The sequence below is a fragment of the Bacillus cereus ATCC 14579 genome, from assembly GCF_000007825.1.
Classification (GTDB): Bacteria; Bacillota; Bacilli; order Bacillales; family Bacillaceae_G; genus Bacillus_A; species Bacillus_A cereus.
This window is the reverse complement of record NC_004722.1, coordinates 1,191,251-1,207,071: the sequence shown is the minus strand read 5'-3', so window position 1 is coordinate 1,207,071 and position 15,821 is coordinate 1,191,251. Positions and strand designations below refer to the sequence as shown.

Below are 15,821 nucleotides of genomic sequence, written 5' to 3'. Positions count from 1 at the left end.
TTAAAAATAAGGTTTTTTGTATGAATATTATATATTAAAAAATTAAAATGACGTCAAAAAACGCTTACATTTCTGAAAATTCATATTTCTATATGGATTTTTCAGAATAATCATGATAGATTATAAATATGCATAACGCATCAAAAGACATGACAAAAGGAAGGGGAACTACATGAGTACGCAGATGTTAACTTTAACTTCGATCTCTATCTACATGCTCGGGATGTTAGTAATTGGCTATTTCGCCTACAAACGAACGTCCAACTTAACAGATTATATGCTTGGCGGGCGTACACTAGGCCCCGCAGTAACAGCATTAAGTGCTGGAGCATCCGATATGAGTGGTTGGCTTTTAATGGGATTACCCGGTGCAATGTTTAGCGTTGGATTAAGTAGTAGTTGGATTGCGATCGGCCTAACACTAGGCGCATACGCAAACTGGCTTTATGTCGCTCCTCGCTTACGTACCTACTCAGAAATTGCAAATAACTCTATTACTATCCCAGAATTTTTGGAACACCGTTTCCACGACAAATCTCATATGCTACGTTTAGTATCTGGACTTGTTATTATGATTTTCTTTACTTTCTATGTAGCTTCAGGATTAGTTTCAGGCGCTGTATTATTTGAAAATTCATTTGGCATGAACTATCATGTTGGATTATTCATTGTAGCAGGCGTTGTTGTAGCTTACACATTATTTGGTGGTTTCTTAGCAGTAAGTTGGACAGACTTCGTGCAAGGAATCATTATGGTAGTTGCTCTTATTCTTGTTCCTATCGTAACAATTATGAATTCGAACGGACTTGGACCTGCATTTGATACAATTCGATCTGTAGATCCAACACGTCTAGATATTTTTAAAGGTGCCTCTACTTTAGGAATGATTTCTCTATTCGCATGGGGCCTTGGTTATGTCGGACAACCTCATATTATCGTACGCTTTATGGCAATCGCTTCTGTAAAAGAACTTAAAAGCGCACGAAGAATTGGTATGAGCTGGATGATTTTCTCTGTTGTCGGAGCTATGTTTACTGGTCTTATTGGTATTGCTTACTATTCACAACAAGAGTTAACATTATCTAACCCAGAAACAATTTTCCTTGAACTTGGGAAAATTTTATTCCACCCACTTATTACTGGATTTTTATTAGCCGCAATTTTAGCAGCGATTATGAGTACAATCTCATCTCAGTTACTCGTTACTTCTAGTGCCGTAACGGAAGACTTATATCGTACATTCTTCAAACGTTCTGCATCTGATAAAGAACTTGTATTTGTCGGTCGTATGGCTGTACTTGGTATTGCATTAGTTGGGTGCGCTTTAGCGTTTAAACAAAATGATACGATTTTAGCTCTTGTTGGATACGCTGGGGCTGGTTTTGGTTCTTCATTGGGACCTGCTATTTTATTAAGCTTATATTGGAAGCGTATGACGAAATGGGGCGCGCTTGCTGGTATGATTTCTGGTGCCGCTACTGTTATTATCTGGACTCAATTCAAATTCTTAAGAGATTTCTTATATGAAATGATTCCAGGTTTCGCTATTAGTTTACTAGCCATCGTAATTGTTAGTTTACTAACACAACCTTCAAAAGAAGTTGAAGAGCAATTTGAGGATTTCGAAAAACAACATCGTCATAATTTATAAAAAAATCTCTGCTGTTATCGTAACAGCAGAGATTTTTTACAGTTCGACAATCTTCTTATCAAATTTAACAAATTCTTTATGTTTCGTTAAATTTAACATAACACTACTCCTTTATAGTATGAGTATCAGCACTTATACAGAAAGGGGACTCCAACATGTTAGCAGCTTTCCAGCAACAACAAACACGAAAATTTTCACCTATCACAAATACTTCTGCGTCTTGTTTAAACATGCAACCTAATCCGCCTAAAATTTCAATTGCTCCTTCTGTTATTTCAGTCATCGGTGTTCATATGGAAAAACATAAATTAAAAATAAAAACAGGACAAAACATTGTGTTATCAGCTTCCATTTTGCCAATACAAGCAACGAATAAAGAACTTATTTGGTCAAACATGAATTCTGATATCATCACCATATATCCAAAAGGTGACACCGTAACGATTACTGGAAAAAGTGCAGGTAAAGCAGTCGTAATTGTCACAACTGCTGAAGGCAAATTTCGTGACCTATGTGTCATTCATGTACAACCTTATATGACAAATCCAAAGTAAAAGAGTGGCTTCATAGCCACTCTTTTACTTGATTTCAATATTTGAGTTTTTACTTTTTACAAGGTTAATAAATTGTTCTTTATTTCTTGGAGAAATAATTTCTGTTTTATGTGTATCGTAAACAATTTCAAGTCGGTCAAATGATAATGCATGAGCTGCTATTGGATTTTTCGTATTTGAAATTTGTTTTATATCTCGTATAAATATACGTTTTGTAACGAGACCCGATCTAATCGTAATTGTTTCTTTCTCGGCAATATATTTTGCCAAAAATCAACTCCAACTAAACAACATTGCTAATGGAATTGTAAAAAGCAAAAGAAAATATTCTCTCCCTGCAAATATAGGAGCAAAACAGGCGCCTACAACAATAAAAAAAAATTGGATGTAACCATACATCTTTTTTTGATGGAAATTCCATTTTCCTCCCCCTTCTACACCCGTATTTCTATAAAACAAAAAGAGAAGTATCACAACTTCTCTTTTCTCCCCTAACACTATAATTCCTGTGTATACACCGGCTCGTTTACGACATTTTTTGCTGTTCGCTTTTGTTGCTGCAGTAAGAAAACAGATACACCAAACAATACGAGCATGCTACCGATAATTTGCATTGCATTTAATTTTTCTCCAAGTAAGCAGAACGCAAGTATAGATGCTCCAACAGGTTCTCCTAAAATACTCATTGAAATTGGCGTTGCATTTACATAATTTAATAGCCAGGTATTAATTACATGTGACACTGTTGGCACAATTGCAAGTAAAAGAAAAACAGTCCAATCCCACCTCGTATAACCTGTAAAGGGAACTTGTAATATGACATTATAAATCCCCATAAAAAGACCTGCGAACGCAAAGACTGTAAAGCTATAAATCCAGTGCGATACTTTCTTCACTGTCGTTTGCCCGATAAATAAATAACCGACAACTGCTATTACACTTAGAAAGGATAATATGTCACCATAAATTGCTTGCTTACTTAAACCTAAATCTCCCCAACCAATGCACATTACTCCTAAAATAGCGATTCCCATCGTTGCAATGGCTGAATATGTTGTTCTTTCTTTAAATAGAAAAAAACCTCCAACTAAAGATACGATTGGTTGAAGCGCCAAAATAATTGTTGAACTAGCAACTGTTGTATGCTTTAAAGATTCAAACCATAAAAGAAAATGAAGTGCTAAAAAGAAACCAGATCCAATTAAAAAGCCCCAATCTTTCATTTGAATCCTATTAAATTCCTCTCTTTTTTTCCATACGATAGGCAGCATAATAAGTACGATAATCCATAAGCGGTACATACTTAATATTGAAGATGGTGCTGAGGACATCTTTACAAAAACTGCTGCAAAGGAAATGGCAATTATAGAAATAGCCAATGGTAGTGCGATTGATTTTTCTTGTTTCAAATCCTGTCTCCCCTCTCACCTGTCAAAAATCCCACTTCATTATATCCGTTTTCTTTCGTAACTTAAATACTAATTTTTTAGATTCTTCGTACCATTATGGTAAAATAGAAATTAAGGCACCAATTAGTGAATATTTCTTTCCTTTTCACTACAAGCGTCGCTCTTACAATCGTTACAGTAAATTTTTATTTAGGGGGATCTACATGAGTCAAACAATAGGGAGAATTGAAGAAATTTCATTTTATAGCGCATCACTTCAAGATGATGTTACACTTCTCGTTTATTTACCAGTAAATTACACACCACTGCACAAACATACAGTTGTAATTGCACAAGATGGTAGAGATTATTTTCAGCTCGGTAAAGCGCACCGTGTAATTGAGCGCCTTCGTGAAACCGAAGAAATTGACCGTACAATTATTGTCGGTATTCCATATAAAAATGTACATGATCGTAAAGAAAAATATTTCCCAAATGAAGTGAAAAATGCTGCATATATTCGTTTCCTTGCTCATGAACTTGCACCATATATTGATGAAAATTATCCAACGTATCAAATGGGAAAAGGTCGTGTTTTAATTGGTGATTCTCTTGGCGGAACAGTTTCCTTTATGACTGCACTTATGTATCCGCATACATTCGGTAAAGTCGTTATGCAATCACCATTTGTGGATGAGACAGTGATGAACTTAGCAAAAGAATTCAAAGATCCACAGGCGTTAGAACTGTATCACGTCATCGGTACAGAAGAAACGGCTGTAAAGCGTACTGATGGACAAGTATCTGATTTCGTAGGGCCGAACCGTGAGTTAAATACGCTTCTTACAGATAGAAACTTCATCACGCATTACGAGGAATTTGAAGGCAATCATACTTGGAAATATTGGCAGACCGATTTACCGAAAGCCTTCTCTCATATTCTATCAATGAAATAATAGAGAGCAGTATTCAGAATAATTTGATATAATAGATAAAGAGATTTATTTATCTCAAAATCTAACTAGACTTACAAAGGGAGGAATTGGAACATGAAATTAGGCATTGTAATTTTTCCATCTAAAATGATTCAAGATAAAGCGAACGGATTGCGTAAACGTTATGACCCGCACTACGCATTAGTTCCGCCACATATTACATTGAAAACACCCTTTGAGGCGCAAGATGAACAATTAGAGTCGATTGTAAACGAGTTACATACAATCGCAAGTAAAACGAACCCTTTCACCCTTCATGTTGGGAAAGTTGGTTCTTTCGCACCTGTTAATAACGTCCTTTACTTTAAAGTAGAAAAAACACCTGAACTTACTTTCTTAAATGAAGAAATGCATAGCGGGTTATTCACGCAAGAACGCGAATATGCTTTCGTACCTCATCTAACAATCGGACAAGGCTTATCAGATGCAGAGCATGCTGATGTGTTGGGCCGATTACGTATGAAAGATTTCTATTACGAACAACCAATTGATCGTTTCCATCTTCTATATCAATTAGAAAATGGAACATGGACTGTACACGAAACATTCCGTCTTGGAAAGGGGAACAACTAATTTGCACGCACAGATTGTACAAACGGACGAACAACTAAGAGATGCATTCTCTGTACGTAAACAAGTGTTTGTAAATGAACAACGTGTCTCTGCTGAAGAAGAGTACGATGAGTTTGAAGAAACTTCAACACACGTTGTTATATATGACAACGATGTTCCAGTTGGTGCTGGACGTTTTCGCATCCTTGATGGTATAGGAAAAATGGAACGCATTTGCGTGCTAAATTCCCATCGCAAAAAAGGGATTGGAAAAATTGTTATGGATTCTCTTGAAGCGTATGCAAAAGAAAATTCGCTACCAAAATTGAAACTTCACGCTCAAACACATGCTGAAGATTTCTATAAAAAACTTGGATATGTAACAAGTTCTGATGTATTTATGGAAGCAAATATCCCGCACGTCGTAATGATAAAAAAATTGTAATTTGAAAACAGGAGGTAACCCCTCCTGTTTTTTTACATTGCTATTTTCTTTTTCTTCCGCTAAAGTTAAATGTTGATGCTATAGTTTTGAAGGTGAACATATGACACAAGAAAAATTTTCACAAAAATCGTTAACACACGCTGATATTCCGCGTGCGACATATCATATTCCGAAAACATCTACCCATTTAATTATGGAAGAAGATGTAGATGCGGCTTATTTCCGCGCTCTTGAACAACAAAATGTTTTTTTAAACGAAAAACAATTAGAAGCCGTGCGCACAACAGAAGGTCCTGTTCTTACACTAGCTGGTGCTGGAAGCGGGAAAACATCTGTTTTAACAACTCGCGTTGGTTATTTAGTAAATGTAAAACAAGTTCATCCACGAAATATTTTATTACTTACATTTACACAAAAAGCAGCTGAAGAAATCCGAAGTCGTGTTGCGAAGTTACCAGGTATGAATCATGCAGCAAGTAGCTACGTTGTTGCTGGTACATTTCACTCTGTTTTCTTAAAATTGCTTCGTAGTCAAGGGTATAATCAGCAAATTTTAGCAAATGAAAAACATAAACAAATTATGATAAAGAAAATCTTAAAAGAATTGCGTTTAAAAGACGATTATGATGCGGAAACGATGCTCGCGATGATTTCACTTGAGAAAAACAAATTAAATCGTCCGAAAGATGTAAAAGCGAAAACACCAGTGGAACAAGAATTTAAAGAAGTATATGAACGTTTTGAAGAGGTAAAACAACGATACAATTATATTGATTTCGATGACATCTTATTGGAAACATATTACATGTTAGAAAATAATGCTCCTTTACTAACTCAATTACAACAACGTTTTCACTACATTGAAGTAGATGAGTTTCAAGATACATCCTATGCACAATATGAAATTGTAAAATTGTTAGCCACGCCAAGAAATAATTTGTTCATCGCAGGTGATGATGATCAAGCAATTTATGGCTGGCGAGGGGCAAGTCACCAAATTATTTTATCTTTTCCAAAAGAATTTGATAACACAACAATTATTGCACTAAATACGAATTATCGATCCAATCCCTTTATCGTCGGGCTTGGAAATGAAGTTATAAAATTAAATCAAGAACGTTTTGATAAAGAGCTATACTCCGTTCGTGAGGAAGGTGTACAACCTTTTTATGCAAGACCTGCTACGACTCTTGATGAAGCAAATCAAATTTTACAGCTCATTCAAGAAAAAGTAGATAGCGGTGAACGAAACTATAAAGATTTTTGTTTACTGTATCGCACACATTCTGTAAGTCGTTCGTTACTTGATCAGCTTACCATTCATAAAATCCCGTTTATTAAACACGGGGCGAGCCAATCATTTTATGAACATTCTTTAATTAAGCCTGTATTAGATCATTTAAGACTCGTGATTGAGCCGTTTCGACTAGAATCACTTTCAAACATATTGCCGACGATGTATATCGGACGTGATGATTGTATTTCATTTATTGAACGTGAACAATGGAAATATGGTGAGGGACGCTTCCCTTCTCTTCTTCATTTCTTACTATTAAATCCAAGCTTAAAACCTTTTCAAGTGAAAAAGGTAAATGAGCGCATCGATTTTATTAAGTTTATTAAAGAATTAGAACCGAAAAAAGCATTAAAAGAAATCATTCATGGTAAAGGAAAATATTTAGAGTACTTACAAAGTAACGATCGTTCTTCCTTTACGATGCATAAAGACATACAAGAAGAAATGTTGGAAGAATTAATGGAGTCTGCAACTCGTTTCACCGATATTCCAGCTTATTTACAATTTATCGACGAGGCGATTCAAGGTCAAAAAGAAATGGAAGCATTAAAAACAATGCCGCAAAAAGATGCCGTTTCACTTATGTCAATCCATAACGCAAAAGGCCTTGAATTTCCATGTGTCTTTTTACTTGGAGCGAGTGATGGAATCCTGCCCCATACTTCTTCTTTAAAAGATGCAAATGATCGTATTACGGAAACTTCTGAAGCGCTAGAAGAAGAACGCCGATTACTGTATGTCGCCATTACACGTGCGAAAGAAGAACTTTACATTTCTTCTCCGCAATTTTTCAGAGGAAAGAAATTAGACATATCTCGTTTTTTATATACTGTGCGAAAAGATTTGCCTGAAAAGACATCCACTAAATAAGGATGTCTTTTTTTATATCACGTTATGTACATCCCTCCTATATAAATTCCTTGTTTTTATCGTGAGAATTAACGTAATATCAGCCATATCCCACTCATATTGTAATAGTGTATGTCAGAACTCACGAGAAGGAGTGAACATAATGAGCTGCAATTGTAACGAAGACCATCATGAACATGATTGTGATTTCAACTGTGTATCTAATGTCGTTCGCTTTATACATGAACTGCAAGAATGTGCAACGACAACATGTGGATCTGGTTGCGAAGTTCCATTTTTAGGAGCACATAACACTGCATCAGTAGCGAATACACGTCCTTTTATTTTATACACAAAAGCCGGAGCACCTTTTGAAGCATTTGCACCATCTTCAAGCCTTACTAGTTGCCGATCTCCCATTTTCCGCGTAGAAAGTATAGATGATGATGACTGTGCTGTATTACGTGTATTAACTGTAGTATTAGGTGATAACTCACCCGTACCACCTACTGATGACCCAATTTGTACATTTTTAGCTGTACCAAATGCAAGATTAGTATCAACCTCCACTTGCATTACTGTTGATTTAAGTTGCTTCTGTGCTATTCAATGCTTACGCGATGTTTCTATTTAAAACTAAATAATGAGTTAAGCATGGATTGGGTGGCAGAGTATTCTGCCACCCAATCCATGCTTAAAGAGTATTCTTATGTAAATTTCTTAAAATTGGGAACTTGTCTAGAACATAGAACCTGTCCTTTTCATTAACTGAAAGTAGAAACAGATAAAGGAGTGAAAAACATGTTCTCTTCTGATTGCGAATTTACTAAAATCGATTGCGAGGCGAAGCCAGCTAGTACATTACCTGCCTTCGGTTTTGCTTTCAACGCGTCTGCACCTCAGTTCGCTTCACTATTTACACCACTATTATTACCTAGCGTAAGTCCAAACCCAAATATTACTGTTCCTGTAATAAATGATACAGTAAGTGTTGGAGATGGCATTCGAATTCTACGAGCTGGTATTTATCAAATCAGTTATACATTAACGATTAGTCTTGATAACGCACCTGTAGCACCAGAAGCTGGTCGTTTCTTCTTATCATTAGGTACACCAGCTAACATTATTCCTGGATCAGGTACAGCGGTTCGTTCTAACGTTATTGGTACTGGTGAAGTAGACGTATCCAGCGGTGTTATTCTTATTAACTTAAACCCTGGTGACTTAATTCAAATTGTACCAGTTGAGTTAATTGGAACTGTAGACATCCGTGCAGCAGCATTAACAGTTGCACAAATTAGCTAGTAAAAAGCGGTATTTCTAATACAGAAATACCGCTTTTTATATATAATAAAAACACTCACAGTAACATGAGTGTTTCATTCTTCATAGTGTTTTATTGTGTTCTTCTTTTTCCCACAATTACATCCCTTTTTCTTCACAAATCCTTGTTGTTGCAATTGTTCTTGATATGCCTGTTGTTGTGCATGGTGCTGTTGCTGTATTTGATACCACTGCTGCAGGTCATATGAATTTTGCCTTGGATTATTGCTCACAGCAAACATCTCCTCTACTGTCAATTCTGTCTATTTACTATATGAACAACTCTTTATTTCCGTTCCCTCATTCTTTTAAACTCCGCTTTTTCTCTTATTATGAAAATATATTATTCTCCCATAAAATATCCTGTAATCGTTTCAATGATTGCTGCTGCTCCTGCAATAGCTAATAATGCAAGTAACGGCTCCGCAACAATAGGAATCCAATTATATAAAACTAATAAAAAAGCACTAACCCATACACCTGTACACCAATAACAGCTTAATAATTCGCCAATCCACTTTCTTAATCCTTTACCTTTCACTTTTGTAAACGTTGATACACTTCCATCTGGCTCCGTAATCTCTAATTCATCAATAAATGGTCTTCGCAAAAAGGCTGTAATTTTATCATAAACAATTAAACGAGTGAGCCTAAAGGCTGCTAACGCGAAAATAAAAAATAAAAGCCAGCTTGTAAACAGCATAATTCCACCTTCCCTTATCCTCTTTCGCCTATTTAAAAAAAAAGGTCTTGAGATTGTGACCAAATCTCCTCGACTCCAATATCTTATTAATGTAAATACAAACAAGAAGATAAGGAGTGACATTAATGAGTTGTAACGAAAATAAACACCATGGCTCTTCTCATTGTGTAGTTGACGTTGTTAAATTCATCAATGAATTACAAGATTGTTCTACAACAACGTGTGGATCTGGTTGTGAAATCCCATTTTTAGGTGCACATAATACTGCATCAGTAGCAAATACACGTCCTTTTATTTTATACACAAAAGCTGGAGCACCATTTGAAGCATTTGCGCCATCTGCAAGCCTTGTTGGCTGCCGATCTCCAATTTTCCGTGTGGAAAGTGTAGATGATGATAGCTGTGCTGTACTACGTGTATTAAGTGTAGTATTAGGTGATAGCTCTCCTGTACCACCTACTGATGACCCAATTTGTACGTTTTTAGCTGTACCAAATGCAAGACTAGTATCGACATCTACTTGCATTACTGTTGATTTAAGCTGTTTCTGTGCGATTCAGTGCTTACGCGACGTTACTATCTAATAAGTGAAGTAAACTAAAAAACTATTGGGGTGGTAGAAGCTTTCTACCACCTTTACATATTTAAAAGCCGGCCATACTAATTGATTGGATATCATCTATAGACAACCTAATATCTCTCATACTATTTTGCGGCATAATAGATACGATGCCATTACGATACGATATGATTGATCCAACATAAGAAACTGTAGCTGTTTTTATTCTGCACCTTACTTTCGGAATATAATGAGGGCGGTTTAATAAAAAATGAATTTTTTCATCATTATTCATATCCTTAAATGATTTATTATGTGGGACGGTTCTTACTGGTTCTGGTTCTTGCTCTTCTTGTTCTGCGTGTTCTTCTTTTTCCTCTTCTTCTATTTTTTCTTCCACTTGCTGCTCTTCTTGTTGTTCTTGTTCTATTACCTCTTCCACAGCACTACTTACAACATTTTCCTGTATGTTACTTTTTTCTTTTTGATCTTCATTTTCAAAGTTTGTCAGGATAATCCTTTTTATTTTCGGTGCAGCAAGTTCTAAACTTACTTGCGTGATATATAACAACGGTTTTCCAACTGTTGAACTTTTATTTTTATTCTTCACACTCGTCCCTCCCACTTCCATACGTAGCTGAATAAATCGTGTACTATTATAGTTATATTCATCACGTGGCAAGAACTTTCGTTAAAAATCGTTCTTTCTCAGAACAAATAAAAGGACAATCTCAGCATTTAGAGATTGTCCTTTAAAAATTAATATTATATTTATCCTAGGATATGATACCCTGAATCAACATGAATGTTTTCTCCTGTTACACCGCGTGCTAAATCACTGAATAGGAATACTGCTGTATCGCCAACTTCTTCTTGCGTTGTTGTACGACGAAGTGGTGCGCGCTCCTCAATTTCTCTTAAGATTGAGTTGAAATCGCCTACGCCTTTTGCAGATAACGTACGAATTGGTCCTGCAGAAATAGCGTTAACACGAATACCGTGTTGACCTAAATCGTTCGCTAAATATTTCACGCTCGCTTCTAATGAAGCTTTCGCAACACCCATAACGTTATAATTTTTCACAACGCGCTCGCCACCAAGGTATGTTAACGTTAAAATATTTCCGCCTTCTGTCATTACTTTCTTCGCTTCTCTTGCTACAGCTGTTAAAGAGAATGCACTAATATTTTGTGCAAGTAAAAATCCATCGCGAGAAGTATCTACAAATTCACCTTTTAAGTCATCGCGATTTGCAAAAGCAATACAATGTGCTACACCGTGAATAGTACCTACTTCTTGTTTAATTGTTTCAAAGCAAGCTGTAAGTTCCTCATCATTCGTTACATCACAAGGTAATACAAGTGATTCTTGTCCTTCTAATGTGTCCGCTAATTCACGAACGTTTCTTTCTAAACGTTCTCCTGCATATGTGAATATTAATTTTGCACCTGCATTATGCAAAGAGCGAGCTATTCCCCATGCAATACTTCTTTGGTTCGCAACGCCCATAACAACAAATGTTTTCCCTTGTAATAGTTCCATGATATATCCTCCCAGAAATACTTATACTTGTTATTAGTACCTGATACTATAATTATAGTACCATAAAACCGCTTAAAGGCAAACAAAAAAGTCATTAACAGAAATTTGTTAATGACTTTTGGTTTCTATAAAAAACCGCTCTAATCCTTCTTCCCAAGACGGCATTTGTGAAAAACCATTTAATCTTAGCATGTTATGTTGAAAAATAGAATATTTGGGCCTCGCAGCCGCAGCCCCGAATTCTTCCGTTGAAACAGGTAATACATTCACTTTCATATTGGCGTACGAAAATATCTTTTGTGCAAATTCAAACCAAGAGCATGAGCCTCTGTTTGATACGTGGTATGTACCGTATAAAGAAGTATGAATGAGCTTATTAATAACCATATTCAAATCCGCCACATACGTAGGAGAGCCAACTTGATCCGCTACAACAGATATTTCATCTCTTTCTTTTCCTAATCGCATCATCGTTTTCACGAAATTATTCCCATATTTACCATATAGCCACGATGTGCGAACGATAAAATATTTATTATGTAACTCTTTGACGAACTGCTCCCCCGCATACTTAGAGGCCCCATATATATTTATCGGCGCTGGACTATGAAATTCGTCGTATCCATCTGGTCTGGCGCCTTGAAATACATAATCAGTACTAATATAAACTAGCTTCGCCCCTACTAATTGTGAAGCAACCGCTACATTTCGAGCTCCGATTGCATTTATTCTATATGCAAGATCCTGTTCTTTCTCCGCATGATCTACTTTCGTATAGGCAGCACAATGAATAATTATATGTGGTTTTATTTCTTGTACCACTTGTTGTATTCGGGATATATTTGTCACATCTAATAACTTTTTATCAAATGGATATATATCATATTCTTCAGAGTCTAACTCTTCAAATAGTTGCTTTCCTAATTGACCGTTTGCTCCTGTTATGATAACCCTCTCTTTCATTTAACATGCCCCTTACTGGTCTTTTAGTGGTTTCCACCATTCCTTATTCTTTTCATACCATTTCACCGTCTCTTGTAATCCTTGTTCAAACGTATATTTCGGTTCCCAATCAAATTCATTCTTCATTTTCTCTGCATCAATCGCATAACGACGATCGTGCCCTAAACGATCTGTAACATATTCAATGTCTTTTTTTGTTTTTCCTAAAAGAGTAATAATTTGTTCCACAACTTCTACATTTGTTTTTTCATTATTTCCACCTATATTATATACTTCTCCGACACGTCCCTTATGCAAAACAACGTCAATCGCACTGCAATGATCCGTTACATGTAACCAATCTCTTACATTTAAACCATCACCATATAACGGTAGTTTTTTTCCTTCTAGTGCATTCGTAACCATTAATGGAATTAATTTTTCAGGATACTGGTACGGTCCATAATTGTTAGAACAACGCGTTACTATAACCGGTAATTGATATGTTTTGTAGTAAGATAGAGCTATCATGTCCGCGCTCGCCTTACTTGAAGAATATGGACTATTTGGAGCTAACGGCGTTTTCTCTGTGAACTTCCCTGTTTTTCCTAAAGAGCCATACACTTCATCCGTTGATACTTGCACAAGTTTTATATGCGAATATTTTTTAACTAGTTCTAATAAAGTGACCGTCCCAATTACATTTGTATCATAAAAAGGAATCGGATTTTCAATACTACGGTCCACATGTGATTCAGCTGCAAAATTTACAATCACTTGTACGTCCCGCTCTTTTATAACGTGTTCTAATAGCTCTCCATTTTGAATTTCTCCCTTTACAAAAGAGTAATTCGGGTGATCCAGAAGAGATTTTACGTTATTTAAATTCCCGCTATATGTTAATGCATCGTAATTAATAATTTTATATGTTTCATAACTTTGTAGCATGTAATGAACGAAATTACTTCCAATAAATCCAGCCCCACCTGTTACTAATATATTCATAAACAACGCTCCTACTTAAAAACTATCTTCATATTCCTCTAATAATGGTAATATCTGATCCTTATCGGACAATATAGGATCGGTTACTGGCCAAGGAATTGCTAAATCTTTATCTTCCCAAAGTAATCCTGAGTCATGCTCTGCGCTATAATATTCATCTACTTTATACATAACGATAGTATGCGGAACAAGCGTGCAAAATCCATGCGCAAACCCTTTTGGCACTAGTAATTGCCGATGGTTATCTGCACTTAAAATATATCCTTTCCATTGTTTAAATGTTGGTGATTTTTTTCGTAAATCAACGATAACATCATAAATTGCCCCTTGCATAACTTGAATGAGTTTCGTTTGTGCTTTCGGTTTTTTTTGAAAGTGTAGTCCCCGAATCGTTCCTGCCTTAGCCGAATAAGATACGTTATCCTGTACAAATGAATACGTTATCCCTAATGTTTCTAGCACCTGCTTATTATAACTCTCTGAAAAAAAGCCACGCTCGTCTCCAAACAACCTCGGTTCTAACAATTTTGCATCGGTAAAATTTGTTTCTACAACTTTCATATTCTCACCTATTCTCCGTTAAACTGTTTCCCAAAATTAATATCACGCGCTAACGTATTCGCCTTTTGAAGCGAAGCATGAGTTCCCGCATCAGTCCACCAGCCGTTCATTTCATTATAAGTAAGTACCCCTCGTTTTAAATACCAATTATTTATATCTGTAATTTCAAGTTCTCCCCGTGCAGAAGGTTTTAATTCTTTAATATAAGAAAAGACTTTCGAATCATACAAATAAATTCCCGTAACCGCATAAGAACTTTTCGGCTCTTTCGGCTTTTCTTCAATTTCAACTATTTTTCGGTTTTGAATATGTGCTACGCCAAATCTTTCGGGATCTTCTACAGATTGCAATAGCACTTTCGCACCTTCTTTTTGATTTGCAAACTCTTCAACATACGGAAGAATATCATCTGAAAAAATATTATCACCTAATATAACTACCATACGATCATTCCCGACGAAATCTTCACAAAGCCCTAACGCCTGTGCGATCCCGCCCGCTTTATCTTGCACACGATACGTAAAGGAAACCCCAAATTCATGACCACTCCCTAAAAAGCTAACAACATCCCCCATATGCTCTTTACCTGTAATAATCATAATATCTGTAATATCGCATTGTTTTAGCTTATATACCGCATGATAAATCATCGGATACCGACCAACAGGAAGTAAATGTTTATTCGTTACTTTCGTTATTGGATATAATCTCGATCCAGTACCACCTGCTAAAATAATTCCTTTCACTTTGCATCTCTCCTTTATGATGGAGATAATATATCTTTGTAATGTTCTACAAACACTTTCCGGTACTTCTCATATGTATCCGCATCAAACTCATCCCCGTTGTAATGAATACACCATAAATTTGCTTGATTTGGGATACCAATTAAATAACCAGCCCTTTGAAACTCTAAAGACTGTGACACATCATAAAAGTGAAACCCTTGAAACAAATCTTCTCGCCACGGAATATCATACTGCGTTGCCATGAATAAACCATCAATTGCCTGAACTGACAAAAATGGTTGATTACCATAAAAAACCTGATCTAAATTTAATAATTGATAATTCTGTCTTCTATATTCAATCACTTTCCCTACTAAATTTTTTCCTTCCCACCATATCCCGTTATTCGGTAAAAACTGAGCCCCAGCGACTCCTATTAAACCAAGCTTTTCATTTTCTTTAAAAAGAGATATAAGTGTAGAAAACATGTCTCGATTAATAAGATATGTATCTTGATGTATATACACTTTGTATTTCGCTGGATATGAAAGAGCTCGGTTGTATGCACTTGCCATACTTTGCGCATCTCGTATCGGAAAAATTTGCACGACATAACCAGGGGGAACAAAAATGTTTCTTATTTGGCTCTCACATTGTTTGAAAAGCTCCTCATTATTTACACAAACAACGACTAATATTGTATGATCTTTCATTTTTGTCCCCCCTT

19 protein-coding genes and 1 pseudogene are annotated in these 15,821 nt (G+C 36.0%); 9 read left to right on the top strand and 11 right to left on the bottom strand.

Going from position 1 to position 15,821, the window contains the following annotated elements:
- Positions 1–172 precede the first annotated feature (172 nt).
- Positions 173–1,651 carry a sodium/proline symporter PutP gene (gene putP, locus BC_RS06145; RefSeq protein WP_000107207.1) on the top strand — a complete coding sequence of 493 codons (1,479 nt, stop codon included), beginning with the start codon at positions 173–175 and terminating at the stop codon, positions 1,649–1,651.
- Between the two features lie 155 nt (positions 1,652–1,806).
- Entirely contained in the window at positions 1,807–2,205 is a 399-nt protein-coding gene (locus BC_RS06140; RefSeq protein ID WP_000878734.1) for an Ig-like domain-containing protein, read from the top strand.
- A 24-nt stretch (positions 2,206–2,229) separates the two neighbouring features.
- On the opposite strand, the pseudogene BC_RS06135 reads toward BC_RS06140, so the two are convergent.
- Both BC_RS06135 and BC_RS06130 read right to left on the bottom strand, forming a co-directional pair.
- A pseudogene (locus BC_RS06135) lies at positions 2,230–2,626 on the bottom strand (PH domain-containing protein).
- Positions 2,627–2,702: 76 nt separating this feature from the next.
- Positions 2,703–3,614, bottom strand: a complete 912-nt coding sequence (locus BC_RS06130) for a DMT family transporter (protein WP_000806945.1) — start codon at positions 3,612–3,614, stop codon at positions 2,703–2,705.
- A gap of 203 nt (positions 3,615–3,817) precedes the next feature.
- Here BC_RS06130 and BC_RS06125 point away from each other — a divergent pair, with 203 nt between their 5' ends.
- The 6 genes from BC_RS06125 (at position 3,818) to exsF (ending at position 9,036) form a co-directional block, all read left to right on the top strand.
- On the top strand, positions 3,818–4,549 hold the full coding sequence (locus BC_RS06125) for an alpha/beta hydrolase (RefSeq protein WP_000084007.1): 732 nt from the start codon (positions 3,818–3,820) through the stop codon (positions 4,547–4,549).
- A gap of 93 nt (positions 4,550–4,642) precedes the next feature.
- Positions 4,643–5,161, top strand: a complete 519-nt coding sequence (locus BC_RS06120) for a YjcG family protein (RefSeq protein ID WP_000765863.1) — start codon at positions 4,643–4,645, stop codon at positions 5,159–5,161.
- A gap of 1 nt (position 5,162) precedes the next feature.
- Positions 5,163–5,585 carry a GNAT family N-acetyltransferase gene (locus BC_RS06115; RefSeq protein WP_000543296.1) on the top strand — a complete coding sequence of 141 codons (423 nt, stop codon included), beginning with the start codon at positions 5,163–5,165 and terminating at the stop codon, positions 5,583–5,585.
- A gap of 100 nt (positions 5,586–5,685) precedes the next feature.
- A complete protein-coding gene (locus BC_RS06110; RefSeq protein WP_000191201.1) occupies positions 5,686–7,752 on the top strand; it encodes an ATP-dependent helicase in 2,067 nt (688 codons plus the stop codon).
- Between the two features lie 142 nt (positions 7,753–7,894).
- Entirely contained in the window at positions 7,895–8,365 is a 471-nt protein-coding gene (cotY, locus tag BC_RS06105; protein WP_011109914.1) for a spore coat protein CotY, read from the top strand.
- Between the two features lie 167 nt (positions 8,366–8,532).
- Positions 8,533–9,036 carry an exosporium protein ExsF gene (gene exsF / locus BC_RS06100; RefSeq protein WP_000492933.1) on the top strand — a complete coding sequence of 168 codons (504 nt, stop codon included), beginning with the start codon at positions 8,533–8,535 and terminating at the stop codon, positions 9,034–9,036.
- 74 nt (positions 9,037–9,110) lie between these two features.
- On the opposite strand, the gene BC_RS06095 is transcribed toward exsF, so the two are convergent.
- Both BC_RS06095 and BC_RS06090 read right to left on the bottom strand, forming a co-directional pair.
- Entirely contained in the window at positions 9,111–9,296 is a 186-nt protein-coding gene (locus BC_RS06095) for a hypothetical protein (protein WP_014894818.1), read from the bottom strand.
- Between the two features lie 101 nt (positions 9,297–9,397).
- Positions 9,398–9,757, bottom strand: coding sequence for a DUF1360 domain-containing protein (locus BC_RS06090; protein ID WP_000899662.1), 360 nt, complete (start codon positions 9,755–9,757; stop codon positions 9,398–9,400).
- 125 nt (positions 9,758–9,882) lie between these two features.
- Between BC_RS06090 and exsY the strand changes: the two genes are divergently transcribed.
- The gene (gene exsY / locus BC_RS06085; RefSeq protein ID WP_001277735.1) at positions 9,883–10,341 is read left to right on the top strand and encodes an exosporium assembly protein ExsY; all 459 of its coding nucleotides are present in this window, start codon (positions 9,883–9,885) and stop codon (positions 10,339–10,341) included.
- Between the two features lie 60 nt (positions 10,342–10,401).
- Here exsY and BC_RS06080 read toward each other — a convergent pair whose 3' ends face one another.
- The 7 genes from BC_RS06080 to BC_RS06050 all read right to left on the bottom strand — a co-directional run bounded on the left by BC_RS06080 (position 10,402) and on the right by BC_RS06050 (position 15,807).
- Entirely contained in the window at positions 10,402–10,947 is a 546-nt protein-coding gene (locus BC_RS06080) for a spore coat CotO family protein (protein WP_002195273.1), read from the bottom strand.
- A gap of 140 nt (positions 10,948–11,087) precedes the next feature.
- Entirely contained in the window at positions 11,088–11,858 is a 771-nt protein-coding gene (fabI, locus tag BC_RS06075; RefSeq protein ID WP_000421886.1) for an enoyl-ACP reductase FabI, read from the bottom strand.
- Between the two features lie 108 nt (positions 11,859–11,966).
- On the bottom strand, positions 11,967–12,821 hold the full coding sequence (rfbD, locus tag BC_RS06070) for a dTDP-4-dehydrorhamnose reductase (protein ID WP_000664653.1): 855 nt from the start codon (positions 12,819–12,821) through the stop codon (positions 11,967–11,969).
- Between the two features lie 12 nt (positions 12,822–12,833).
- Positions 12,834–13,805 (bottom strand): dTDP-glucose 4,6-dehydratase, encoded by a 972-nt coding sequence (gene rfbB, locus BC_RS06065; protein WP_001024161.1) that lies wholly within the window; start codon positions 13,803–13,805, stop codon positions 12,834–12,836.
- A 15-nt stretch (positions 13,806–13,820) separates the two neighbouring features.
- Positions 13,821–14,366 (bottom strand): dTDP-4-dehydrorhamnose 3,5-epimerase, encoded by a 546-nt coding sequence (gene rfbC, locus BC_RS06060; RefSeq protein ID WP_000869415.1) that lies wholly within the window; start codon positions 14,364–14,366, stop codon positions 13,821–13,823.
- Positions 14,367–14,374: 8 nt separating this feature from the next.
- Positions 14,375–15,112, bottom strand: coding sequence for a sugar phosphate nucleotidyltransferase (locus BC_RS06055; RefSeq protein ID WP_000676157.1), 738 nt, complete (start codon positions 15,110–15,112; stop codon positions 14,375–14,377).
- 14 nt (positions 15,113–15,126) lie between these two features.
- Positions 15,127–15,807, bottom strand: coding sequence for a glycosyltransferase family protein (locus tag BC_RS06050; protein ID WP_000651524.1), 681 nt, complete (start codon positions 15,805–15,807; stop codon positions 15,127–15,129).
- Between the last annotated feature and the right edge of the window lie 14 nt (positions 15,808–15,821).